The following is a 24,976-nucleotide window of genomic DNA, read 5'->3' as shown; positions in this document are numbered from 1 at the left end:
CAGGCTAGCATCGCCCGAGGCGATGGACTCGCCGTTTTCGGACATCAATAGGCAAGCCTATAGAGAGCACATGGATGTGCTTGCTCTGGCGAGGAAGGTGGCGGCCCCACGGAGATTCCCTTCGGCCATATCCGGATGAGGGCGCGTGCTCGCGAGATAAGGCTGTACGAAGCGAGGCCGCTTTTGACGTTCCCGCTTCTACGCTCCGCCCGGCCCCTCACCCCAACCCTCTCCCCGGTGGGGAGAGGGGGCAACGTGGCGTCACTTCACCGGTGCCATCAGATGCTGATACGGCGTCCCCGCCCACATCACATAGGGCACTGTCGTATCCGGATCGGCGTTCTTCGGGTAGGCGTCGTAGAACGACGCGTCCGCGCCCACCAGCATGACGTGCGGCCCGGTCTTGATCCAATGGTTGCTGGCGTCGGGTTTGGTCGCATACGGATCCGTGTTGCTCGCGTCCGTGCCTCCGGCAAGCATGTACATCACGCCCATCTTGCCGGCCGGCGGCGGCTTGTGACTCATCCAGGCCTGCGCCCATGCCATGGCGTTCTTGTCCATGCACATCGGATCCGGCCCCGGCGTTTCCGGGTTGTCCGGCATGCAGGTGTAATCGTTGGTGCCTTTGCGCAGCGTGCGCATGGTGCCGTCCGCATTCATCGCGACGATCGTCGCGCCCTTGGCGACGCCAGGCGGCGCCGCGCGCATCGCGCTGGCGATCAGCTGGGCATCGCTGGGCACGTGCCTGGCCATGGTTTTGTCGGCCGCCGAAGCGGTGCCTGCCGCCAGCACGGCGGCGATCAGCGCGGCTTGCCGCATCGCGCCATAGATCGAACATGTCGCACTCATGGGACCCTCCCGTTCGAGCCGCGACGACGGCCAGCGCCGGATTTCCCCCGCATGAGTCTGGTCCCGCGCTCGGCGGCGCGGCAATCGGCCAAACGGACGGTGCGGCCGGCGCGCTGGCGCGGTTTTGCCGCAGTGCAGTTGGCGGACCCGAAAACGGGCGCCCATAATCGGGATTTCCCCACTCGCCAGTCAGGATCTGCGATGAATGCCCCGACGCGTATCGACACCACCCGCACCATCCGCGCGCCGCGCGGCGGCGAGTTGAGCTGCAAGAGCTGGCTCACCGAGGCGCCGTTCCGCATGCTGCAGAACAACCTCGATCCGGAAGTAGCGGAGAACCCGGCCGAGCTGGTGGTGTACGGCGGCATCGGCCGCGCCGCGCGCAACTGGGAATGCTTCGACGCCATCCTTCGCGCGCTGCGCGAACTGAGCGACGACGAGACCCTGCTGATCCAGTCCGGCAAGCCAGTCGGCGTGTTTCCGACCCATCCGGACGCGCCGCGCGTGCTGCTGGCCAATTCCAACCTGGTGCCGGCGTGGGCGAACTGGGAACACTTCAACGAACTCGATAAGAAGGGCTTGATGATGTACGGCCAGATGACGGCCGGTTCGTGGATCTACATCGGCTCGCAGGGCATCGTGCAGGGCACCTACGAGACCTTCGTCGAGATGGGCCGCCAGCACTACGGCGGCAACCTCAAGGGCAAATGGATCCTCACCGCCGGCCTCGGCGGCATGGGCGGCGCGCAACCGCTCGCGGCGACCCTCGCCGGTGCCTGTTCGCTGAATATCGAATGCCAGCAGAAGAGCATCGATTTCCGCCTGAAGACGCGCTACGTCGACGAGCAGGCCACCGACCTCGATGACGCACTCGCGCGCATCGCCAGGTACACGGCCGCCGGCGAGGTGAAATCGATCGCACTGCTCGGCAATGCCGCCGACGTACTGCCGGAACTGGTGAAGCGTGGCGTGCGTCCGGACGGCGTCACCGACCAGACCAGCGCGCACGATCCGGTCAACGGCTATCTGCCCAGCGGCTGGACCGTGGAACAGTGGTTCGAGCGCCGCAAGAGCGATCCGGCCGGCACCGCCAAGGCAGCCAAGCAGTCCATGCGCAAGCATGTCGAAGCGATGCTCGCGTTCCAGCAGATGGGCGTGCCGACCTTCGACTATGGCAACAACATCCGGCAGATGGCCAAGGACGAAGGTTGCGCCAATGCGTTCGATTTCCCCGGTTTCGTACCGGCCTACGTGCGTCCGCTGTTCTGCCGCGGCGTCGGTCCGTTCCGCTGGGTGGCGCTGTCGGGCGACCCGGAAGACATCTACAAGACCGACCAGAAGGTGAAGGAGCTGATCCCCGACGATCCGCACCTGCATCGCTGGCTGGACATGGCGCGCGAGCGCATCAGCTTCCAGGGCCTGCCGGCGCGCATCTGCTGGGTCGGCCTGGGGTTGCGCCACAAGCTGGGCCTGGCTTTCAACGAGATGGTGCGCAAGGGGGAGCTGAAGGCGCCGGTGGTGATCGGCCGCGACCATCTCGATTCCGGTTCCGTCGCCAGCCCCAACCGCGAGACCGAAGCGATGAAGGACGGCAGCGATGCCGTGTCCGACTGGCCGCTGCTTAATGCGATGCTCAATGTCGCCGGCGGCGCCACCTGGGTGTCGCTGCACCACGGCGGCGGCGTGGGCATGGGCTATTCGCAGCACTCCGGCGTGGTGGTCGTGTGCGACGGCAGCGAAGCCGCCGACAAGCGCATCGCCCGCGTGCTGTGGAACGACCCGGGTACCGGGGTGATGCGTCATGCGGATGCCGGTTATGAGATCGCCGTGCAATGCGCGAAAGAGCAGGGGCTGAAGCTGCCGATGGTGTGAAAGCGGCGTCAACGCGCGCGATACGGAACGCCCTCTTCGTGAGGGCGTTCGACTTTCCGAGGCGCGTGCGATGTCCGCCACAGGCGGCATGCGCCCGACGACAGCTGCACGATCGGCCTGAACCCGCCCCCGCAGCCTGCCCTCTGGGCGTCCCCCTTCATTTTCCGGCGTCGCCCGGTTCGACTAGCCATGGCGCCCTGGCTTGTGGCCAGGGCGGGTCGGCTTGTCGGGCTCGGCCATGTTGTCCGTTCCCGCCAATCCACCAGTGCGAAGACTATGTGATCTCCGGTGCCTTCCTGGCGCCGGGGCGCCGGCCATCCGCGCCGGCGCCAGTCCGCAGTCAACACACTGGAGATGCATCATGAACACGCAATTCGAACGCACTGGCGCACTGACCGAGCTGACCAGCTATCCGACCTGGGCGCAGGACCTCGTGCACGCCGCCGAAGACACCAAGCGCAAGGTGGTCAACCATGAGCTGTGGACGCTGATGTCGGACAACCGCCTTCACGCGCCCTCCACACGGGATTTCATGGTGGGGATCTGGCCGGTCATCGAGCGCTTTCCGGCTTACATGGCACTGAACCTGCTCAAGACCCAGTACGGCCGCAGCCCCGGCGACAACCTCGCCAGGCGCTGGCTGGTCCGCAACATCCGGGTGGAGCAGAACCATGCCGAGTACTGGCTGGACTGGGCCGAAGCGGCAGGTATCAGCCGCGACGAGGTGCTGCACGGCCAGCCGCCCCATGGCACCGGGGCCCTGCCGGACTGGTGCGAGCAGGTCAGCACCAAGGCCTCCCTGGCGGCCGGCATGATCGCTACCAACTATGCGGTGGAGGGGGCGACCGGGGAGTGGTCCCAGAAGGTCTATGAGAGCCCCTACAAGGAGGTCTTCGCCGCAGAAAGCCGGGGCAAGGGGCTGCGTTGGCTTCAGCTTCACGCCGCGTACGACGATACTCATCCGTGGGAGGCGCTCGAGATAGTGTGTACGCTAATGGGGACGGCGCCGACGCCGGCTGAGGTGGCATATCTGGGGGAATGCGTGCGACGCAGCTATGTGTGCATGCAGATCACCTTGGACCGCTGCCTGGACGTGCGCCAGGATCCGTGGTCGGTGAGTGAAGCCGCAGCCTGACGCTGCGTGACCGCAAGGCGGTTACGCATCGATAGGTGAAGTGGACGTCGACTCGAACGGGACACGGAATCACGATGCGTAACGCTCGTACTGGCTTGCGAAGACCCTTGCTGCAGAGGTTGCTGCCGCTTGCCTATGCGCTGGCGGCGATGCTCGGGCTGATCCTTGCTCTTACGTGGGGCGCCTTGCAGCTTCAGGTGACTCTCGCCGGTTTTCTCAACGGCGAGAGTCTTTGGTCCAAGGCGCAGAAGCAGGCGGTGGTGGACCTCGAGAATTACGCGGTCAAGGGCGACCCGGTCTATCTGCGCAGCTTCCGTCGCAACTACGCGGTACTGGTGACCGACCGTTACGCCCGCGACAAGATCGACAGCGGCCAATTCGAGCGCGCCGACGTGATCGAAGCGTTCCGCCGCGGCGGCGTGATCCCCTCGGCGATCCCGGGCATGGTGTTCATGCTGCAGTATTTCTCCGGTGCGCCGCACATGCGCGAGGCGCTGGTGGACTGGCATTCGGTGGACGGCCAGATCGCCGAGCTCGACGTGATCGCGGGCGAGCTGGAAAAGGCCTATGCCGCCGGCGCCCTGCCGCCCGAAGAGCTGTCGCGGCAGCGCGACCGTATCCACGCGCTCAATGATTTCATCCAGCCTCGCAGCAGCAGTTTCTCCCTGCACATCGCCAATGGCGCCACCTGGCTGGGCCGGGTGCTGTTCGCCAGCGTGTTCCTGGTCACCCTGGTGGCGGGCCTGCTGTGGCTGCGCATGGCTCGGCGCATCCTGGCCGGCATCCGCGGCACCGAGGAGCGCTACCGGCTGCTGTTCGACAGCGCCGCATCGGCCATCGTGATGGTCGACGAATCCTCTGGCCAGATACTGGATGCCAACCGCATGGCCTCGCACTGGACCGGGCGCGAGGCACACGAACTGGTCGGCGAATCCTTCTCGCGCCTGTTCGCGTCGGCCGAGGCGCCGCAGGACGGCGCCGTCTCGCTGTTGCGCGACGCCGGCGGCGAGACCCGGCCGGTGGAGACGCAGAGCGCGCTGGCGCTGTGGGGCGACCGCTTCGTGCGGCAGGCGATCATCAGCGACGTTTCCGAACGGCTGGCCATGGAACACGAGCGGCGAATCGCCGCCGAGGCACTGGCGGGCATTGCCGAAGGCGTGGTCATTGCCGACGCCGAGCGGCGCATCACCACGATCAACACCGCCTTTACCCGCATCACCGGCTACGACCAGGACAGCGTGCGCGCGCAGCGCTTCGACCTGATGCGCTGCATGCCGGACGGCTCGCCGCTGCCGGCCTCGATCTGGGAAACCGTCGCCAGCGGCGGCAACTGGAAGGGCGAAGTGTCCAGCCGCCGGCAGGACGGCGGCAGCTATCCCGAACTGCTGAGCATCAGCGCCATCCGCGACAGCTATGGCCGCGTGCAGCACTACGTGGCCGTGCTCACCGACATCACCGCGATCAAGGCCGATCGCCTGCGCCTGGAGCACCTGGCCACGCACGACCCGCTGACCGGCCTGGTCAACCGCGCCGAGTTCGAGCGGCTGTGCGAACAGGCCATTCTGTCCGCCACGCATGAGCGAAACGCCGTGGCCGTGCTGTTCGTAGACCTGGATGCCTTCAAGGTCGTCAATGACAGCTACAGCCATGCCATCGGCGACAGCCTGCTGGTGAAGGTCGCCGAGCGTATCGATCGCGCGCTGGGCCCGCACGACGTGGCCGGACGTATCGGCGGCGACGAATTCACCGTGCTGCTGGGCGAACTCCCCACACGCGAGGATGCGCGCGGCATGGCGACACGCCTGCTGGCGGCGCTGTCCGAGCCGGTGATGGTGGGGGATTACGAGATCGTTCTGAGCGCAAGCATCGGCATTGCGGGGTTCCCGCTCGACGGCGGCGATCCGATCACCCTGATCACCAACGCCGATGCCGCCATGTACGTGGCCAAGACCGAAGAGCGCAATGCATTCCGCTTCTACACGCCGCTGATGCATGCCGACGCGCGTCGCCGCCTGATGCTCGGCGTGGACCTGCGCCAGGCGCTGGTGCGCGGCGAGCTGTATCTGGTGTACCAGCCCAACGTGGAACTGCGCAGCGGCCGCATCGTGGCGGTGGAGGCGCTGCTGCGCTGGCGCCATCCGGAGCGTGGCGTGCTGCTGCCGGATGAATTCATCCCGATGGCCGAGAGTCTGGGCCTGATCCGGCAGATCGACGAATGGGTGATGCGCGAGGCCTGCGCCCAGGTGCGCCGCTGGGACCAGGCGCATCTGCCGCCGCTGCGCATGGCGATCAACGTCTCGGCCAGCACCTTCGGGCACCGCACGTTCATCGAACGATTGAGCGCGGCACTCGATGCCGAGCAACTGGACGGCAAGCGCCTGCTGGTGGAGATTACCGAGAGCGCGATCCTGCGCCTGGGCGAGCAGACCGACCGCACCATGCTGGCCTTGCATGCCTTGGGCGTCGGCGTGGCGATCGACGACTTCGGCACCGGCTATTCGTCGCTGGCGTATCTGAAGCTGTCGGCGATTGCTTTCCTGAAGATCGACCGTTCCTTCATCAATGGCCTGCCGCAGGATTCGAACAACGCGGCGATCACCGAAGCGATGCTGGCGATCGCGAGCAGCCTGGGCCTGCGACCGATCGCCGAAGGCATCGAGACACAGGAACAGCATGATTTCCTGCTGCGTGCCGGCTGTGCCGAAGGACAGGGTTTTTTCTACTCGCGCCCGGAAGCCGCCGCGGAAATCGAGCGGCAGCTGGCGCGCAATCCGCGGCCGGCGAAGCTGCGGCTGGTGCCGCCGAAGCATCGATGAAGCGGGCGCCCCCGCGCGCCGCTACAGCCTCACGTCGACCACGGTTTCTTCCGGCTTGTAATCGGCCGGGAACAGTTCTTTCAGGTGGCGCACCTTCGGCGCATCGTTGATCACGATGTACGGCAGGTCAGGGTGCTGCCGGGCGAAGTTCTGGTGGTAGGCCTCGGCCATGTAGAACGCCTTCAGCGGCACCACCTGGGTGACGATGGGCGCGCGATAGACGTGCGCCTGGTCGAGCTGGGCGATATAGGCGTCGGCAATGCGCTTCTGCTCGTCATTGGCGTAGAAGACGACCGAACGGTACTGCGGCCCGACATCCGGTCCCTGGCGGTTGAGCTGGGTGGGATCGGCGGCGACCGAGAAGAACACCTGCAGCAGCTTGCCGTAGCTGACCTGGGCCGGGTCATAGACCACTTTCACCGATTCGGCATGGCCGGTGCGGCCGCTGGATACCTGTTCGTAATCCGCCGTGGCGGCGTCGCCGCCGGCATAGCCTGACCAGGCCTTCTTGACGCCCTTGACGTGTTCGAACACCGATTCCACGCCCCAGAAGCAGCCGCCGGCGAAGACAGCGGTCTGCTCGCCGCGCGCGGCGGCGAGCGGGGCATCGAGTTTCGGAGCGGGCGCGGCTACTGGTGCGCTGTCAGCGGAGACGACGCCGCAGGCGGCGGTGCCGGCCATCATCAGCAGGCCGGCGAGCAGGCGGAGGCGGGGCAGAGACGTGGTCATGGCGAAGCTCTCCTTCGGCAAGTCGCGTAAGCATGGCGCGCGGCGATGCGCCGCGCTACGAAGCCTCTTTCGCCGCAGCGTCGCCGCCGGTTACGCCACTGCGCGGTGGTATCTTGCGGCCTCCCCGACCCAAGGTGCTTTCCCACCATGACGCACACGATCGACCTGCCGGCCTACCTGCGACGCATCGGCTACATCGGCGAACCGAAGCCGGATGTCGCCACGCTGCGCGCACTGGCCGCGGCACACGTGGCCACCATCCCGTTCGAGAACCTCGATCCATTCCTGGGCGTGCCGGTGGTGCTGGAGCTGCCACGCCTGGAGCGCAAGCTGGTGGCGTCGGGGCGCGGTGGCTATTGCTTCGAGCAGAACTTCGTGTTCCGCGAAGTTCTGCGCGCGATCGGCTATCAGGTCGAGGGCCTGATCGCGCGCGTGCTGTGGCAGCGCGACGAGAACGAGCTCACCGCGCAGAGCCACATGCTGCTGCGCGTGACAGTCGACGGCGAGAGCTGGCTGGCGGACGTGGGTTTCGGCGGCATGGTGCTGTCCGGCGCGTTGCGCCTGGTGCCGGATCTGGAGCAGCCGAGCGCGCACGAGCCGTACCGCCTGCTCGAGCAGGATGGGCAATGGCGCATGCAGGCGCTGGTGCGCGGGCAGTGGTCGACGCTGTATCGCTTCGATCTGCAGCCGCGGCATGACGTCGACTATGTGGTGGCCAATCACTACACGTCGACGTTTCCGCAGTCGCATTTTCTGCATGGACTGACGATTGCGCGCAGTGCGCCGGGGCGACGGCTGAATCTGCGCAGCCGGGAGTTCGCGGTGCATGTGATGGGTGGTGAATCGACGCGGCGCACGCTGGGGAGTGCGGAGGAGATCCTGGAGGTGCTGGAGCGGGAGTTTTTGATCCAGGTGCCGGCGTTGGCGCATGTGCGGGGGCGGCTGGATGCGTTGCCGATGCCGGGGTGAGTCTTTCGACTCATCCTTCGGGCGTAGGTTGAAGTGAGCGCTAGCGAACTCCGGCGTGGGGCTGGCGTGAGCGCTCGCTCATCGATGCGCTTCGTGTATTGGTGTCTCGCCCATGGGCGAGGGTTTCGCTGTCCTGCTGGAGAGCGAGTTACTTCTTCTTTGCGTGCCCAAGTGAAAGTAACCAAAGCCCGGCACGTCGCCCCGCGATGGCTGCGCCACCTCCGGGTGTGTGTGGGCTTTTCGACATGACATCCCTGTCGCTGCCCCTTCGGGCCTGATCGTCCAGCCCTCACCGACGCACAGGGGAGCGGCAGGTCAAAAGCCAAATCCAAAGCCAAATCCAAAGCCAAAGCCAAAGCCAAAGCCAAAGCCAAAGCCAAAGCCAAAGCGTTGCGGCTGCGCCACTCGCTCGTGACTGCTTGCGGATGCACCGCACTTCTTTCTCTCCCCTCCGGGGGGAGGGCGGGGTGAGGGGGCGGGGCTTGCGATGGCGCTCGATATGCGTGGCTCATCCATGCGCCGCCGCGCAAGGTTCGCTACGCTTTCCCGATGCCGCGCGAATGAAAGCGGACGGATCACGGTTCCAGGGAAGAGCGATGCCAAAACCAGCGTTGTCGACTGCCAGCTCCAGCGATGCCGGAAACGGACGTGCAGGCGTGGAGATTTACCGGCAAGGTTGGCGTATGGCGCTCATCGTCACGATCGGCGCATTGATCCTCTTTACGATCCTGACCATCTATGACCCGCCGCGCACGGGGCGGTTGTCCTTGGGTACCGAGATAGCGATGGTCGCCGGAACCACGGCTTTCGTCGGGCTGCTTTCCTTGTTCGGTGCGATACAGCGCATCGAGATAGACCGTGGTCGTCAGGTGATTCGCGTCGCCAACAAAGATACCGGCCAGCGCTGGCTGAGCTTTCGTATCGAGGACGTGGTCCGCATCCGGCGCCTGGATCGGTATCGCACGGATGCCCTGGCCATGGATCTGCGGCCGGAGCCGGGCCGATCCCGCAACGTCGCGCTGGTCAATAACGAGATCCTGGCGATCAATGATCATTCAGGCTTGTTCGTCGCCTTGGTGACGGCGGTCCTGGCAGTGGACCCCGAGGTCGAGCTGGTCGGCTTCTCGGCGGCGAGCAGCGATATTTTCCGTCGTTCGCATGAGCACGAAGGCGAAGCGTGAGCCCTGCGGCTGCGTGGCTCGGGGAGACGAGAAAGCCAGTCGAAGGCGGACAGACGGCAATCTGTCGTGCGATTGGCAACACGACTGCGCTAGGTTGTCCCCGTCACCCTCGTTGGACGTTCCCTTGACCGAGACGCCGGTTCCCCTCTCGACCGACACCATTTCCCTGCGCGAAGCCACGCGTGTCTGGGCCCGCATCGGGCTGCTCAGTTTCGGCGGTCCGGCGGGGCAGATCGCCTTGATGCATCGCGAGCTGGTGGAGCGGCGGCGCTGGATCAGCGATGCGCGGTTCCTGCATGCGCTCAACTACTGCATGCTGCTGCCGGGGCCGGAAGCCACGCAGCTGGCGATCTATGTGGGATGGCTGCTGCATCGCACGCTGGGCGGGTTGATCGCGGGGTTGCTGTTTGTGCTGCCGGGTATCGTCGCCATCCTGGCCTTGAGCTTGGTGTATGCGCTGTACGGCCAGGTGCCGCTGGTGGCTGCGGTATTCCTGGGCTTGAAGGCGGCGGTGCTGGCGGTGGTGGTGGAGGCGGTGCTGCGCATCGGGCGCAAGGCGTTGCGCAATCGCATGATGGTGGCCATCGCGGCGGCCGCGTTCGTCGGCATCAACTTGTTCCATGTGCCCTTTCCGTTGATCGTGCTCGGCGCCGGCTTGTTCGGGCTGGCCGGGCGCTGGTGGTTGCCGCGCTATTTTCCCGCGCCCGACGATGCCTGCAGCGATGCCGCGTCGACCTATCTGATCGATCGCCTGCTGGGCCAGGGGCGGCTGGCGCACGTGCGGCCCTCCGCTGCGCGCGCGATGCGCGTGGCGGCGGTGGGGCTGGTGGCGTGGCTCTTGCCGGTGGCGCTGGTGATCGCGCTGTTCGGCGCGGGCAGCGTGCTCGCGCGCGAAGGCGTGTTCTTCGCGCAGACCTCGCTGGTGACCTTCGGCGGCGCCTATGCGGTGCTGGCATATGTGGCGCAGCGCGCCGTGGAGAGTTTCCATTGGATCGCGCCGGGCCAGATGCTCGATGGCCTGGCACTGGCCGAGACCACGCCGGGGCCGCTGATCATGGTGCTGCAGTTCGTCGGGTTTCTCGCCGCGTTCCAGCATCAGGGCGGCATGGCGCCGCTGGCCGCGGGCGTACTCGGCGCCTTGCTCACGACCTGGGTGACGTTCGCGCCGTCTTTCATGTTCATCTTCCTCGGCGCGCCGTACATCGAGGCCTTGCGCGGCCATCGCGCGCTGCATGCCGCGCTGTCGGCGATCACCGCGGCGGTGGTGGGTGTGATCCTCAACCTGTCGGTGTGGTTCGCCTTGCATACGCTGTTCGGCGCGCTGGATATGTGGCGCTTCGGGCCAGTATCGCTGGAGCTGCCGCGCTGGGCGACGGTGCATCCGCTGGCCGCCATGCTTGCGCTCGCATCGATGCTGGCGATGCTGCGCTTCCGGCTCGGCATGGGCTGGACCCTGCTGGGCGCGGGCGTGATCGGCGCGCTGTCACTGTGGCTGGGGCGCTGATCGCCGATCGCGGCACCTCCACGCCGTCTTGATCGCTGCGGTGCGACCGTGCCGGCACGCGAGGAAGCCACGAGGTCGCCATGGTCCAGCCGCATCGCCAGGCGCTGCTCATCATCGACGTCTTCAACGATTTCCGTTTCGAAGGCGGCCCGCAGCTGGCGGAGCAGTTCCACAAGGTCATCCCGACCATCGCGCTGCTGCGCGAGCATTTTCGCGGCTGGGGCGTGCCGGTGGTATTCGTCAACGACAATTTCGACTGCTGGCACGAAGATCTGGATGGCGTGATCGCGTATACCCGCGAAGTCGGCCATCCCGTGTCGCGCGAAGCGGCGGAGGCGTTAAAGCCCGCGCGCGACGAAGTGTGCCTGCTCAAGTCGCGCCATTCGGCGTTCTACCGCACCCAGCTGCCGGCACTGCTGGAGCACCTGCTCACCGAGGAGATCGTGCTGGCCGGCATCGCCGGCGACGCCTGCGTGCTGAGCAGCGCGATGGATGCGCACGTGCACGGCTACAAAGCGGTGGTGCCGAGCGATGCCATCGCCAGCCAGACTCAGGCGCGCCATCAGCGCGTCGTCGAGCATCTGGGCGAAGCGCTGGGGATCGCCACGCCCGCCGTGCGGGACCTGATCAGCCGGGTCCCGCGGGAAGGTCGGCGCTGAGCGGCACGTTCGGGCCGTGCATGCGCACACGATGGTGTTCCACGCAGGCGGTGCGCGTCTGCGCGAAGCGGTAGCTCTCGCGCAGATGGCCGTAGTGCAGCAGTTGCTGTGTGGTGGCCCAGGTGATGCGCGCCACGTCCAGCATCGGGCGGAAGTGGCTGTGGCGGAACTGGCTGCCGTAGCGCGCGGGGATCGGCACTGAAACCACCTCGACGCCGACTTCGCGGCAGGCACGGATCAACAGCGCCGCTTCATAAGCGAAGCCGTCGCTGGCAGTCTCGGCCAGTTCCAGCACCGCCGCCGGATACCAGCGCTGCCCGCTCTGCGTGTCGGCGATGCCGCGCGCGCAGGCCCAGGAAATGCCCCAGTCGGCCACGCGATTGGCCAGTTGCCGCGCGCGTGGCTGCCGTTCGCTGTCGAGCAGGCGCGCGCCGACCACCAGGCTGCCCGGATGCCGCTTCGCCGCGGCAAGCAGATAGGGAATGTCTTCGGCGCGGTGCTGGCCATCGCCGTCCATGGTGAGCACGGCTTCGAAACCGGAATGACGCGCGGCGCGCAGGCCGGTACGCAGCGCTTCGCCCTTGCCGCGCCGTTCGTCATGGCGCAGCAAGGTCACGCCAGGATGGCGGCTGACGATCTTCGGCGTGGCGTCGGTGGAGCCGTCGTCCACCACGCAGACCGGCACGCCCAGGCGCTTCGCATCGGCCAGCACGCCGCCGATCGCCCGCTCCTCGTTATGGCAGGGGATGACGATGCACCAGCGCGGCAAAGGGGAGGGCATGACACGCTCCTGAGGCTGCGGAGGCTTCAGTGTCGGGGCGCGCACCGTCGCAGGGCGTGAAGGGAGTGTGCTGCTGGCCGTTAACGTGATGCCGGGCGTACGGGCCCGGCCAACGGAGTCAAGGACAAAAAAGGTCAATCCGCCCGCGACGGCCCGCCGTACTGCAAGGTGTCGGAGATGTCCGCGGCGGCCTGCCGCAACTGCTCCAGCGTGTGCGCTTCATCGATGGCCGAGGCGCGCCGTTCGATGAAGGGGATGGTCAGCGCGCACACCGCGCTGCCGTGCTGCAGCACCGGCGCGGAGAAGTCGGTCACGCCGTCGACGATATGGCTCGGCGCGGTGGCATAGCCGCGCGTGCGCACCTGCGTCACCTGCTTGAGGAGCTTCTTGCGGTCCAGTTCCGGCTCGTGGGCCGCGATCATGTCCAGCCACAGCTGCCGCACGTCGTCCATCTGGAACGCCAGCAGCACATGGCCGGAGGTGGCCTGGGACATCGGGCGGCGGTGGCCCACGCGCACCACCAGGCCGATCTCGCCGGGCGGATCGATGCGTGCGATCACCACGATCTGTTCGCGCGACGGCACCACCAGGTGGCAGGACTGGTCCACCGCATGGGCCAGGCGGTGCATGATCGGCAGGGCGGCTTCCACGGCGCTCTTGAGCGGCGGCTGTTCCATGCCGAGGCGGAACAGCCGCGGCGTGATCGAATACCCGCTGTCGCCTTCGCCGCGCATGATGTAGTCGCGCTCTTCGAGCACCTGCAGCATGCGGAAGATTTCGCCGCGCGAACGGCCCACGCCCTCGGAGACCTCGGCGATGCTCAAGGGGACGGGCGAGGCGGCGAGCAGTTCCAGGATGTCCAGGCCTTTGTCCAGCGCGGGTGCGCGGTACTTGGGTGTGCTCTTCTTCGGCATGGTGCGGCGGGTCCCCTCGATGATGGGCAAGCTTGCCTCAGCGCGCCGTGCGGTGCCATGCGGCGCCCCGGGTTGCTGCGTTGCATCTTGTGCTGCGGGTGAAACTGTTGTTCATATTTGCACAATAATCCTATGCTGTCCCGACGGGGACACGAGCTCGCGGGGTAAGCGTTTTGCAGACGACGACGGCAACACCGCCGGTGACGGCATCCTCCCTGCAGGCGCGCCCGTCGCCGCTTCCGCTGGTGCTGATCGTCAGCCTGTTCTTCCTGTGGGGCGTGGCGAACAACCTCAACGACGTGCTGATCCCGCAGTTCAAGAAGGCGTTCGTGCTGAACGACTTCCAGGCTGGCCTGGTGCAGAGCGCGTTCTACCTGGGCTACTTCCTGGTGGCGATGCCGGCCGGCATCTATATGCGGCGCTTCGGCTACAAGAGCGCGGTGGTGTTCGGCCTGGCGCTGTACGGCCTGGGGGCGTTGCTGTTCTGGCCGGCGGCGGAGCTGCGCACGTATGGTTTCTTCCTGTTCGCGCTGTTCGTGATCGCCAGTGGCCTGGCCTTCCTGGAAACCTCTGCCAACCCGTTCGTGACCTTGCTCGGTCCGCGCGAGAGCGCGGCGCGGCGACTCAACCTGGCGCAAGCCTTCAATCCGCTGGGTTCGATCGCCGGCGTGCTGATCGGCCAGCATTTCATCTTCTCCGGCGTCGAGCACACGCCCGAACAGCTGGCCGCGCTGAGCGAGGCCCAGCGCGCGGCCTTCGTCGCGAGCGAAACCGCGGCGGTGCAATTGCCGTACCTGCTGATCGGTCTGGTGGTGCTCGGCTGGGGCTTGCTGATCCTGCTCACGCGTTTTCCTACCGTGCATGCGATGGAAGAGGCCGCGCCGCAGGAGCGCGGCGTGCTCGGCCGCCTGCTGCGCGAGCGGCGCTTCCTCGCCACGCTGGCCGCGCAGTTCTTCTATGTCGGCGCGCAGGTGGGCGTGTGGAGCTACCTGATCCGCTACGTGCAGGCCACCATGCCGGGCACGCCGGCCAAGACGGCGGCCAACTACATGCTGGTATCGCTGGCCTGCTTCATGGCCGGCCGCTTCGCCGGCGGTGCACTGATGCGTTACGTGGCGCCGCGCCGGTTGCTGGCGGCATTCGCCGTGGTGAATGTGGCGCTGACGGTGTTCGCCGTGCTGTGGCCCGGCCATGCCGGCGCCTGCGCGCTGGTGGCGTGCAGCTTCTTCATGTCGGTGATGTATCCGACCATCTTCGCGCTGGGCGTGGAGGGGCGCGGCGATGACGAGCGCAAGCTCGGTTCGGCGTTGCTGGTGATGACCATCATCGGCGGCGCGGTGCTGACGGCGTGCATGGGCGCGGTGTCCGATGCGATGGGTATCGCGCGGGCGATGCTGGTGCCGGTGCTGAGCTTCGTGGTGATCTTCCTGTTCGCGCGTCTGCGTCCGGCCACGGAGTCTTGAGAATGCCGCGCCTGTATTTCGCGTTGGACCTGAAGGACGACCCTGCGCTGATCGCGGAGTACGAGCGTTGGCATACGCCGGACTGCATCTGGCCGGAGATCGTGGTGTCGATCCGCGAGGCGGGCGTGCTGGATCTGGAGATTTTCCGCACGGGGAACCGGCTGGTGCTGGTGATGGATGTGCCGGAGGGTTTCGACGGGGCGGCGAAAGCGGCGGCGGATGCGGGCAATCCGCGGGTGCAGGCGTGGGAGGCGCTGATGGATACGTTCCAGCAGCGGTTGCCTTGGGCGAGGCCTGGGCAGAAATGGGTGCCGATGGAGCGGATGTTTTCGCTGCGCGATTGCCGCTGATTCTTTATGTATGTGCGAGGCACCACGCTTGTCCCTCTAGAGGGCGGAGTGAGGGGCGGATGCTCTACCTTCGGCCGCCATTGGCGTAGGTTGGGATGAGCGTTAAGCGAACCCCGACGTAGGGCTGGCGTGAGCGCTCGCTGATCGATGCGGTTGGTGTATTCGTGTCTCGCCTATGGGCGAGGGTTTCGTCCCGCTGCCGCGGGCCGAGTCACTTTCTCTTGCTTGCCCAAGAGAAAGTAACCAAAGAGAAGGGCACCCCGGCACGTCGCCCTGCGGTGGCTACGCCACCTCCGGGTGCGTGAGGGCTGGCCGGGCTTTTCGACATGACATCCATGTCATGTCGAAAAGGCAGCGACATCCCTGTCGCTGCCCCCTTCGGGGCCTGATCGTCCAGCCCTCACCGACGCACAGGGGCCCCCGGTAGGTCAAAAGCCAAAAGCCAAAAGCCAAAAGCCAAAAGCCAAAAGCCAAAAACCAAAAACCAAAAACCAAAAGCTAAATGCAAAAGCAAAAGCGGGGCAAAAGAAAAAGTGCGCGGTGCTTGACTTGTGATTGTTTGCGTTGGCGCCGCATTTTCTCTTTCGTATGAGCTTGATCGGTGTCGGATCTCATACGCACGACGCGCTCTGGTGACGAGTGCCTCAGCCTGCAAAGACGATTCCTTCTCCCATCGGCGACGCGAAGCAGTCCCCGTGGGAGAGAAGGTGCCGACAAGCGCGCGATCAACCTGTCATGCACAACATCATCCTGTGCATCTATAGCGCGGCGATGCCTTTTACGCGCGCGGGCGCGTCAAAATTTTGACGCTCCGGGCGATTTGAATCCGGCGAAAATGTGGTGGCTTTAGACGTCTAAAGGCGATCTCGTTTGGACGTCTAAATGAAAACTCGATGCCCAATGTCATGCGTGGCATGACGCAGCCGATCGCCAACAATGCGTTGCGCGTAAATTGAGTGATCTTCATCTCAACTTTGTATGACGAATCTTCCCGGTTTCTGAAAACCTGCTTAACCTCACGCACGCGTCGTCGGATGAACCCACATCGACCCCATCCGGCAATGTCAACTAGCGGTTGTGCTTCGCGTCTCTCCTATCGAGGGCCGCGTGATGTCGCGCGACCCAGCAGCGGAGTGCTACAGGGGCATTCGGAGACGGAGTTTCGCGGTACGCAGCGATGATCGGCGGCAGGTGCAGGGCGTGAGCCCGGGCGCGGCGGTTGCGTGTCGCTGGATGTAGCGGAACGGCGTTCCCCACGATCCTGGGCCCTGCGCGGGAGGGAATACGATGGACCTGCGCCTTCGCGCGCCGAAAGCGAGCCTACGTCAGCCGTGCCGGCTCGGCGCCGCCTTCGCGCAGGTGTCACGGCAGGGAGCGTGGATGGATGCCGACGGATGCAGCCGCTTCCGCGCGCGCCCAGTGTTCCTCGCTTATAAGGCGGCTGGTTCTTCCCGGTCGCGCGGGCAAGGGAGGCCGGCTCATGGACTGGCCCAGCACGCCATCGCGTTGCGCGAAGGCGGCCATCAGGTGGAAGGTTTGGCTTCCACAAGACGACGTGGCGTCGACGATCTCCGTCACGGTCGCGAAGAATGGCAACTTGCTCTGTTGAAAATCGCAATGAATCCCTGTTCTTCGATTCAGGGATATTGGTCGCGCTTCAGTCTTGCAGCCGATGTCATGCGCTTCGCCGAAGCGCGGGGCAGCGGCGCCCGAGAGATGGAAAGGGGGGCCTTCCCACGGAAGGGAAGTGGCATGCGCAATGGAGACGTATCCATCCAGATGGACAAGACATGGGAGTAATCGACATGCCGTTGGTCGTGCCGGAACAACACCAGCGCCCGCCGATCCAGGGGGAAATTCATCCGCCATTACCGCGGCCGCCCTTGCCGCGGCCTTCCGCATGAGCCGCTGATCCGGCGCACGCGCCGGACACCGCTGCCGTGAACGCGCGCGTTGCGAATAACGCGCGCGCATAACTACACACGGGGTCGCGGAGAACCGAATACGCGCGCCAAGCGCGCCGCTGGCGCGGAGCCCTGCATGGCTCCGGGCCCGGGGCCCTTTGCGTCCGACGGTCCGCCGCCTCTTGCATCACACCGCCCCATGCTAAGCAGGAGAAGGTAATGAACAAGATCCACAGCAAGGTCTGGAACCGCGCGCTGAATCAGCTCGTGGTCGCATCGGAACTGGCCGCGGGCCACGCCGGCGGAAACGCGAAGGGCGCCGCGCGGCATACGCTGCGGCATGGCAAGGGCGGGAGCTTGTTGTTCGCGCTGGCGGTGCTTGGCGGCACCGGGTGGATGTTGCCGGCGCATGCGCAGTCGGTGGATTGCTCAGGTTCCCCGTGGAATGCCTACAACGGCACGGCATCGTGCATGGGACTTCAATCTGCGGCTACCGGACAGGGAGCCACCGCCATCGGTTCGCTCGCGCACGCCAATGTGCTGGGTGCGTTGGCAGTGGGCTACAACTCCCTTTCCACGGGTCAGAACGGCATAGCTTTGGGCTTCCAGGCTTATAGCAGCGCCATCAACTCGGTTTACGTGGGGGCACGCAGTGCGGCGGGAACCGGTGCCACTGGTGTCGCCGCGATTGGCATCGGCACCGATGCCACTGCTTCAGGCGGCTATACCATGGCCATGGGCACCCAAAGCGTGGCAGGGGGCTTGAATGCCATCGCGATGGGCACCAATAGCAATGCGGGCTCCGGCGCGGGCGCGATCGCCATTGGCGTCAACGCGAGCAACAGCGGAGTCAACAGCATCGCGTTCGGCGTCAATTCTGTTGCCGCAGGCACGGCGACCACGGCCGTCGGCCCGGCTGCGCAGGCTACGGTGGATAGAGCCACTGCCATCGGCCAGAACTCAGCCGCCAAGGCGATTTCCGCGGTCGCCATGGGCGACAGCAGCTCAGTCGATGCGAACTCCACCAGCGGCGTGGCTATCGGTCAATCCGCCAAAGCCGTCGGCGCACTCAATGGCGTCGCACTTGGTGCATCCGCCACGGCAAGCACCGGTCAGGCCACTGCATTGGGTGCCTTCACGAAGGCATCGGCGGACGGAGCGACGGCGGTTGGCTTGTCGACGCAGAGCATCGCGACCCATTCGACTGCGGTGGGCTGGCAGGCTTACGCCACTGCCCTCAACGCGGTCTATCTCGGGGCTCGCACGGTAGGCACGGGTGCTTCGGCCGAATCGGCCGTTGCTATCGGCACGGATGTGAGTGTGTCGGGTCAGTACTCGATCGGCATGGGACTCCAGTCGACGGTGACTGACGTCAATGCCGTGGCGATCGGCTATTTGACCAAGGCGAGTGGACAAGGTGCCGTCGTCCTTGGCGCGGGAGCCAATGGATCTGCCTTGAACGCGATCGCTCACGGCTCTGGCGCAATCGCTTCCGGCGTCAATGCGATTTATCTCGGGGCGCGCACGGCCGCTAACACAGGGGCCACCGGGCAAAGTGCGGTGGCCATTGGTACAGACGTGGCGTCCACTGGCGCGGGCTCTGTTGCTGTCGGTGTGCAGTCCCTCGCTAATAAGGACTTCTCGGTAGGCATGGGCGTGCGAGCCAGTGCCACCGGCATAGGTTCCACCGCGATCGGCGCAAATACTACGGCGGGCGCCAGCGCCAGCGGGGACAACTCCATCGCCATGGGGGGGCAATCTTCCGCTTCGGCCGCTAACGCGATCGCCATCGGCTTATCCACCACTGCCAGCTCGGCCGATGCGGTGGCGATCGGTAACGGCTCGTCCGCCACGGGCGGCAAGGCGGTCGCAGTCGGTTCCGGCAATGTCGCCAACGGCAATGGTGCGGTGGCGATCGGTGATCCGAACACTGCGACAGGCAACGGCGCGATCGCCAGCGGCCTGGACAACACGGCCACCGGCAACGGGTCGGTCGCGATGGGTAACACCAACATGGTCGGCGGCGGCGGACAGGCGGTGAGCACGCCGGGTACCGCGGCGCAGGGCGCGGTCGGTATCGGTTACCAGAACACCGTGGTCGGGCAGGGCAGCGTCGCCATCGGCAGCACCAGCAAGGCACTGGCAGCCGGCGCGGTCGCTTTCGGTGATACGGCGGTGGCCAACAATGCCAATGACGTGGCGCTGGGTTCCGGCTCGAGCACGACCACGGCGGTTGGTACGGCCAGCTACGTGATCGCCGGCACGACCTACAACTTCGCCGGCACTACGCCGGGCAGTACGGTGAGCGTGGGCGCGGGAGGCGCCGAGCGCACCATCACCAATGTCGCGGCCGGCCGCATCGGGCAGAACAGCACGGATGCGATCAACGGCTCGCAGCTCTATGCGGTGACGCAGGCGGTGAATGCTGTCGCGTCTAGCGCCACGCCGATCCACTACTACAGCGTCAACGACAACGGCGTGCAGGGCGGTAACTACCTCAACCGGGGTGCCAGCGGGGTCAATGCACTCGCCGCCGGTGTGAATGCCGTGGGTTCAGGCGCGTCGTCGGTGGCGGTCGGCAGCTCGGCCGTGGCGAGCAATGAATCCTCAGTCGCGGTCGGCGCGAGTACCAACGCAGCGGGCAGGTTGTCAGTAGCTGTCGGCCTGCAAGCCGCGGTCACCGACAACGAAGGAGTTGCCATCGGCTACGTATCATCGGCGACGCTTGGCGGCGTGGCCATCGGCTCTCGGGCGGTGGCGAGCGCACAGAACGCCACCGCTCTGGGCTTTAGTGCCGAATCGAGCGGGTTGAGCTCGCTCGCGGTCGGGCCTTCTTCTAAGGCAAATAGTGACCTCAGTGCTGCAGTGGGTCCGGGCAACAGCGCCACGGGAGTGCGGGCGATAGCGGTAGGCGCGCAATCGGTAGCGAACGGAACGGCGGCGACGGTCTTGGGTGCTCAGGCTAACGCGACAGGCGACAACGCGCTGGCGATCGGAACGACGGCCAAAGCAAATGGAGCCAGCGCGACGGCGATCGGCAATGCATCGCAAGCGCTGGCAGCGTCCACCGTGGCGCTGGGTGATACCAATACGGTGGCGGCCGTGGCCGGGACGGGCTCCATCGCTGGCGGCCACAACTCGCAGGTGCTCGGCGGCACCGGCGCGGTCGCACTGGGCGAAGGCCAGACCGTTAATGGCAACGGCGCGGTGGCGATCGGCGATCCGAACTCCGCGACGGGTACTGGCGCTGTCACGGTCGGTTCCAACAACACCTCCAACGGCGACGGCGCGGTCGCGATCGGCAACGGCAACAACGCGCAGGGCACCGGCTCCATCGCCATGGGCAACGCCAGCGCTGCGCAGGCGGCCGGCGGGGTGGCCTTCGGCAACGGTGCAGTCGCCACCAATGCCAACGACGTGGCGCTGGGTTCGGGCTCCACGACCACCACGGCGGTGGGCACGGCCAGCTACACGATTGCCGGTACCACCTATGCCTTCGCCGGCACCACGCCGGCCAGCACGGTGAGCGTGGGCGCGGCCGGTGCCGAGCGCACCATCACCAACGTCGCTGCCGGCCGCATCAGCAACAGCAGCACCGATGCGATCAACGGTTCGCAGCTGTGGGCGACCAACCAGGCGGTGGACAACCTCAGCAACGTGGTGGCGGCGGGCGCCACGCATTACTACAGCGTCAACGATGGTGGCACGCAGGGCGGCAACTACGCCAACAACGGCGCGACCGGCCTCAACGCGCTGGCCGCGGGCGTGGGTTCCACCGCGACGGCCGACAACAGCACGGCGCTGGGCCAGGGCACGGGCGTGTCGGTGCTGGGTGGCGTGGCGCTGGGTTCGGGGGCGGTGTCCGATCGGGCGATCGCGCCGGCCTCCGGCTCGATCATCGTCGGCACCAATGTGATCCCCTACAACACGACGGACCGCAACCTGCTCGGCGCGGTGTCGGTGGGCAACACCACTGATTTCCGCCAGATCACCAACCTGGCTGACGGTACGCAGGACCAGGATGCGGTGAGCCTGCGTCAGTTGAAGGGCGCGATGAGCTCGTTCTCGGTCACGCCGATCAAATACTTCCATGCCAACTCCGCGGCCACCGATTCGCTGGCAGCGGGTGCGGAGTCGGTCGCCATCGGTCCGCAGACCACGGTCAACGGCGACAACGGCATCGGCATGGGCAATGGTGCGATCGTGCAGCAGACCGCGCCGGGCGGTACGGCGATCGGACAGAACGCCACGGTGAACCTGGCCGACGGCGTGGCGCTGGGCACTAACTCGACGTCCAACGGTATCCAGGCGATGGCGCTGGGTGCGGGCACGGAAGCGGCGTTCGCCGGCAGTGTGGCGCTGGGCGCGGGTTCGAAGACGGATGCGGCGGTAGGTACGGCCAACACCGTGATCAACGGCCAGACCTACGCGTTCGCAGGCACCACGCCGGGCAGCACGATCAGCGTGGGCACGGTGGGCGCGGAGCGCACCATCACCAACGTCGCGGCCGGCCGCATCAGTGGCAGCAGTACGGATGCCATCAACGGCTCGCAGCTGTTCCAGACCAACCAGGCCATCGGCACCGTCGGCACGACCGTCACCAACCTGGGCAACTCCATCGCCAACAGCTACGGCGGCAACACCACCTACGATCCGACCACCGGCACCATCAACACCAGCATCACCTACGGCGGCAACACGTACAGCTCGCTGCAGCAGGTGTTCAACCAGATCAATACGGGTGGCATCAAGTATTTCCATGCCAACTCCAATCTGGCCGATTCGCTGGCGAACGGCTTGAACAGCGTGGCGATCGGACCGGTGTCGACGGCCAACACGGAGAACGCGGTATCGATCGGCAACGGCGCCACCGCGGGCGCGAATGTGGGTGACGTCGCCCTGGGTGCGGGCAGCAGCACTGGCACGGTGGTGCAGACCGGCAGCGGCACCATCGCCGGCAACACCTACACCTATGCCGGCGCGACGCCGACCAGCACGGTGAGCGTGGGTACGGTGGGTGCCGAGCGCACCGTGACCAACGTGGCCGCCGGCCAGGTCAACGGCAACAGCACGGATGCGATCAACGGCTCTCAGCTGTACGCGACCAACCAGGCGATCGACACGCTCAACAACACCGTGATCGCCAACGCCATCCACTACTACAGCGTGAACGACGGCGGCACGCAGGGCGGCAACTACGCCAACAACGGCGCGACCGGCGTGAACTCGCTGGCCGCCGGCGTGGATGCCACCGCGGCAGCGGATCGCAGCACCTCGCTGGGCCAGGGCACAGGCGTGTCGGTGCTGGGCGGCGTGGCGCTGGGCGCGGGGGCGGTGTCCGATCGCGCGATCGCACCGGCGTCCGGTTCGATCCTCGTGGGCACCAACGTCGTGCCGTACAACACCACGGACCGCAACCTGCTCGGCGCGGTGTCAGTGGGCAACGCCACCGACTTCCGCCAGATCACCAACGTGGCCGATGGCACGCTGGATCAGGATGCGGTGACCCTGCGCCAGCTGAAGGGTGCGATGGCCTCGTTCTCGGTGACGCCGATCAAGTACTTCCATGCCAACTCCACGGCGTCCGACTCGGCCGCGGTGGGCGCGGAGTCGGTGGCGATCGGTCCGAAGACCACGGTCAACGGCGACAACGGCATCGGCATGGGCAATGGCGCGATCGTGCAGCAGACGGCGCCGGGCGGCACGGCGATCGGCCAGAACGCCACGGTGAACCTGGCCGACGGCGTGGCGCTGGGCACCAACGCGACGTCCAACGGCATCCAGGCGATGGCGCTGGGCGCGGGCACGGAAGCGGCGTATGCGGGCAGCGTGGCGCTGGGTGCGGGATCGAAGACGGACGCGGCGGTCGGTACGGCCAGTGCGACGCTGGCGGGCACCACCTACAACTTCGCCGGCACGACGCCAGGCTCGACGGTGAGCGTGGGTGCGCTGGGCGCCGAGCGGACGCTGACCAACGTCGCGGCGGGCCGCATCAGCGGCAGCAGCACGGATGCGATCAACGGCAGCCAGTTGTACGCCACCAACCAGACGCTGCAGCAGCTGTACACCAGTCTGCAGAACCTCACCACCACGGTGAACAACATGCCCACCGGCGGTGGCGGCACGATCAACAACAACCCCACCTACCAGACCAGCGTGGACAACAGCACGCACGCTTCGGCCACCGGCAACAACTCGACGGCGGTCGGTGCGGGCTCGACCGCTACCGGCGACAACAGCGTGGCGATCGGCGCCAACTCGGTGGCCAATACCGCCAACAGCGTGTCGGTGGGTTCGGCCGGCCATGAGCGCACCATCACCAACGTGGCACCCGGCGTGAATGCGACGGATGCGGCGACGGTGGGGCAGGTGAACCAGGCCATCGAGACGGCCAAGAACTGGTCGAAGGACTATGTCGACCAGCGCTTCCAGACCGTCGACCGCGACCTCAACCGTATCGGCAATCGCGCCAACGCGGGCATCGCTTCGGCGATGGCGATGGCGAGCCTGCCGCAGGCCTACCAGCCGAACCAGAGCTCAGCGGGCGTGGCGCTGGGCACCTTCCACGGCGAAAGCAGCATTGCGGTCGGCGTGTCCACCATCAGCGAGAGCGGTCGCTACGTGTTCAAGCTCAACGCCACCACCAACTCGCGCGGCGATGCCGGCGCGGGCGTCGGTGCGGGCGTGGTGTGGTGAGGGCGGGCATGACCATGAGCGATATCAAAGGAGCCAATTCCATGCGTACTTCTTTCAAGCACCTCGCCGCGGCCTCGCTCGCGCTTGCCCTTACTTGTGGCTTGGCCGCCTGCGGCAATGTCAGCCACGAGATCGCCAAGGACGGCGGCTCGGCCGGTCAGATGGTCTGGCCGGAGCCGGGCGACACCACGCCGATGCACAAGGGCGGCACCTTCCCGAACCTGGCGAATCTGCGCCAGGTGAAGGCGGGGCTCAACAAGGGCCAGGTCTCGGACTTGATCGGCTATCCGCATTTCAGCGAAGGCGTGTGGGGCGTGCGCGAGTGGAACTACCTGTTCAACTTTCGCAAGCCCGGCACGGATGAAGTGACGGTGTGCCAGTACAAGGTGCTGTTCGACGACGACAAGATCGCGCGCAGCTTCTATTGGAAGCCGGAAGGATGCGCGGCGCTGCTGGAGGAACCGAAGCCTGCGCCGGCCGCGGCGGCACCGGCGGCGAACAAGCCGCGAGTGTTGTCGGCCGATGCGTTGTTCGCCTTCGACAAGGCCGACCTGTCGCCCGCTGGCCGCCGCACGCTGGACGATCTTGCCGATGAGCTGAAGGGGCAGGGCGACAAGCTGCGTTCGGTGCGCATCGCCGGTTACACGGATCGCCTGGGCGGCGAGGCGTACAACCAGGCCTTGTCGCAGCGGCGCGCCGAGTCGGTGAAGGCGTACCTGGTGGAGCAGGGCGTGCCGGCCAGTCGCATCAGCGCGGAAGGGTTCGGCAAGGCGGATCAGGTGAAGGAGTGCGCGGATGGGGTGCGTGCGCAGTTGATTGCGTGCCTGGCGCCGAATCGGCGTGTGGAAGTGAAGATCGACAGCGAGTAACGGCGCGCTTCGATTTCACGGGTGCTCCATAGCCGTGGAACTCTTCTCCCCGCTGGGGAGAAGATGCCGGTAGGCAGATGAGGGGTGGGTGCTCGAGGAAGCGTTTCGACGAGGCGGGGCAAGCTCTTCCCTTGCTGCTTCTACGCTTCGCCCGGCCCCTCACCCCAACCCTCTCCCCGGTGGGGAGAGGGGGCTGGAGGTTTTCGCGGGTGCACAGCACTTCTCCCTCTCCCCTCCGGGGAGAGGGCGGGGTGAGGGGCGGGTGCTCGAGAATGCGTCGCATCG

16 protein-coding genes are annotated in these 24,976 nt (G+C 66.3%); 12 read left to right on the top strand and 4 right to left on the bottom strand.

Features of this window, described 5'->3' with window-relative positions; all coding sequences use genetic code 11:
* Positions 1–261: 261 nt before the first annotated feature.
* Positions 262–849: a hypothetical protein gene (locus ACNR9O_RS13175; RefSeq protein WP_473688165.1), complete on the bottom strand. Its 588-nt coding sequence runs from the start codon at positions 847–849 to the stop codon at positions 262–264.
* Between the two features lie 201 nt (positions 850–1,050).
* Here ACNR9O_RS13175 and hutU point away from each other — a divergent pair, with 201 nt between their 5' ends.
* From hutU to ACNR9O_RS13160, 3 genes are all read left to right on the top strand, one after another.
* Positions 1,051–2,721 (top strand): urocanate hydratase, encoded by a 1,671-nt coding sequence (gene hutU, locus ACNR9O_RS13170; RefSeq protein ID WP_473688167.1) that lies wholly within the window; start codon positions 1,051–1,053, stop codon positions 2,719–2,721.
* 361 nt (positions 2,722–3,082) lie between these two features.
* A complete protein-coding gene (locus ACNR9O_RS13165; RefSeq protein WP_473688169.1) occupies positions 3,083–3,856 on the top strand; it encodes a TenA family transcriptional regulator in 774 nt (257 codons plus the stop codon).
* Between the two features lie 107 nt (positions 3,857–3,963).
* On the top strand, positions 3,964–6,672 hold the full coding sequence (locus ACNR9O_RS13160) for a putative bifunctional diguanylate cyclase/phosphodiesterase (protein ID WP_473688171.1): 2,709 nt from the start codon (positions 3,964–3,966) through the stop codon (positions 6,670–6,672).
* A 21-nt stretch (positions 6,673–6,693) separates the two neighbouring features.
* Here the strand turns inward: ACNR9O_RS13160 and msrA are convergent, their stop codons facing one another.
* On the bottom strand, positions 6,694–7,401 hold the full coding sequence (gene msrA, locus ACNR9O_RS13155; protein ID WP_473688173.1) for a peptide-methionine (S)-S-oxide reductase MsrA: 708 nt from the start codon (positions 7,399–7,401) through the stop codon (positions 6,694–6,696).
* Between the two features lie 147 nt (positions 7,402–7,548).
* Between msrA and ACNR9O_RS13150 the strand changes: the two genes are divergently transcribed.
* The 4 genes from ACNR9O_RS13150 to ACNR9O_RS13135 all read left to right on the top strand — a co-directional run bounded on the left by ACNR9O_RS13150 (position 7,549) and on the right by ACNR9O_RS13135 (position 11,714).
* Positions 7,549–8,370, top strand: coding sequence for an arylamine N-acetyltransferase family protein (locus ACNR9O_RS13150; RefSeq protein ID WP_473688175.1), 822 nt, complete (start codon positions 7,549–7,551; stop codon positions 8,368–8,370).
* Between the two features lie 683 nt (positions 8,371–9,053).
* Positions 9,054–9,551 (top strand): hypothetical protein, encoded by a 498-nt coding sequence (locus ACNR9O_RS13145; protein ID WP_473688177.1) that lies wholly within the window; start codon positions 9,054–9,056, stop codon positions 9,549–9,551.
* 124 nt (positions 9,552–9,675) lie between these two features.
* The gene (chrA, locus tag ACNR9O_RS13140; protein WP_473688179.1) at positions 9,676–11,055 is read left to right on the top strand and encodes a chromate efflux transporter; all 1,380 of its coding nucleotides are present in this window, start codon (positions 9,676–9,678) and stop codon (positions 11,053–11,055) included.
* Between the two features lie 80 nt (positions 11,056–11,135).
* Positions 11,136–11,714, top strand: coding sequence for a cysteine hydrolase family protein (locus ACNR9O_RS13135; protein WP_473688181.1), 579 nt, complete (start codon positions 11,136–11,138; stop codon positions 11,712–11,714).
* Here ACNR9O_RS13135 and ACNR9O_RS13130 read toward each other — a convergent pair.
* Positions 11,683–12,495: a glycosyltransferase family 2 protein gene (locus ACNR9O_RS13130; protein WP_473688183.1), complete on the bottom strand. Its 813-nt coding sequence runs from the start codon at positions 12,493–12,495 to the stop codon at positions 11,683–11,685. The genes ACNR9O_RS13135 and ACNR9O_RS13130 overlap by 32 nt on opposite strands.
* A gap of 134 nt (positions 12,496–12,629) precedes the next feature.
* Positions 12,630–13,409, bottom strand: a complete 780-nt coding sequence (locus tag ACNR9O_RS13125; RefSeq protein WP_473688185.1) for an IclR family transcriptional regulator — start codon at positions 13,407–13,409, stop codon at positions 12,630–12,632.
* Between the two features lie 200 nt (positions 13,410–13,609).
* Here ACNR9O_RS13125 and fucP point away from each other — a divergent pair, with 200 nt between their 5' ends.
* The 5 genes from fucP to ACNR9O_RS13100 all read left to right on the top strand — a co-directional run bounded on the left by fucP (position 13,610) and on the right by ACNR9O_RS13100 (position 24,691).
* Positions 13,610–14,872: an L-fucose:H+ symporter permease gene (gene fucP, locus ACNR9O_RS13120; protein WP_473688187.1), complete on the top strand. Its 1,263-nt coding sequence runs from the start codon at positions 13,610–13,612 to the stop codon at positions 14,870–14,872.
* 2 nt (positions 14,873–14,874) lie between these two features.
* On the top strand, positions 14,875–15,222 hold the full coding sequence (locus ACNR9O_RS13115; RefSeq protein ID WP_473688189.1) for an L-rhamnose mutarotase: 348 nt from the start codon (positions 14,875–14,877) through the stop codon (positions 15,220–15,222).
* A gap of 1,287 nt (positions 15,223–16,509) precedes the next feature.
* Entirely contained in the window at positions 16,510–17,022 is a 513-nt protein-coding gene (locus ACNR9O_RS13110; RefSeq protein ID WP_473688191.1) for a hypothetical protein, read from the top strand.
* A gap of 323 nt (positions 17,023–17,345) precedes the next feature.
* Complete coding sequence (locus ACNR9O_RS13105) at positions 17,346–23,822, top strand: YadA-like family protein (RefSeq protein ID WP_473688193.1); 6,477 nt, start codon at positions 17,346–17,348, stop codon at positions 23,820–23,822.
* 41 nt (positions 23,823–23,863) lie between these two features.
* A complete protein-coding gene (locus ACNR9O_RS13100) occupies positions 23,864–24,691 on the top strand; it encodes an OmpA family protein (protein ID WP_473688195.1) in 828 nt (275 codons plus the stop codon).
* Positions 24,692–24,976 lie beyond the last annotated feature (285 nt).

This window comes from Dyella sp. CR10, assembly GCF_055814425.1.
This window is presented reverse-complemented; position numbering and strand designations above follow the sequence as displayed.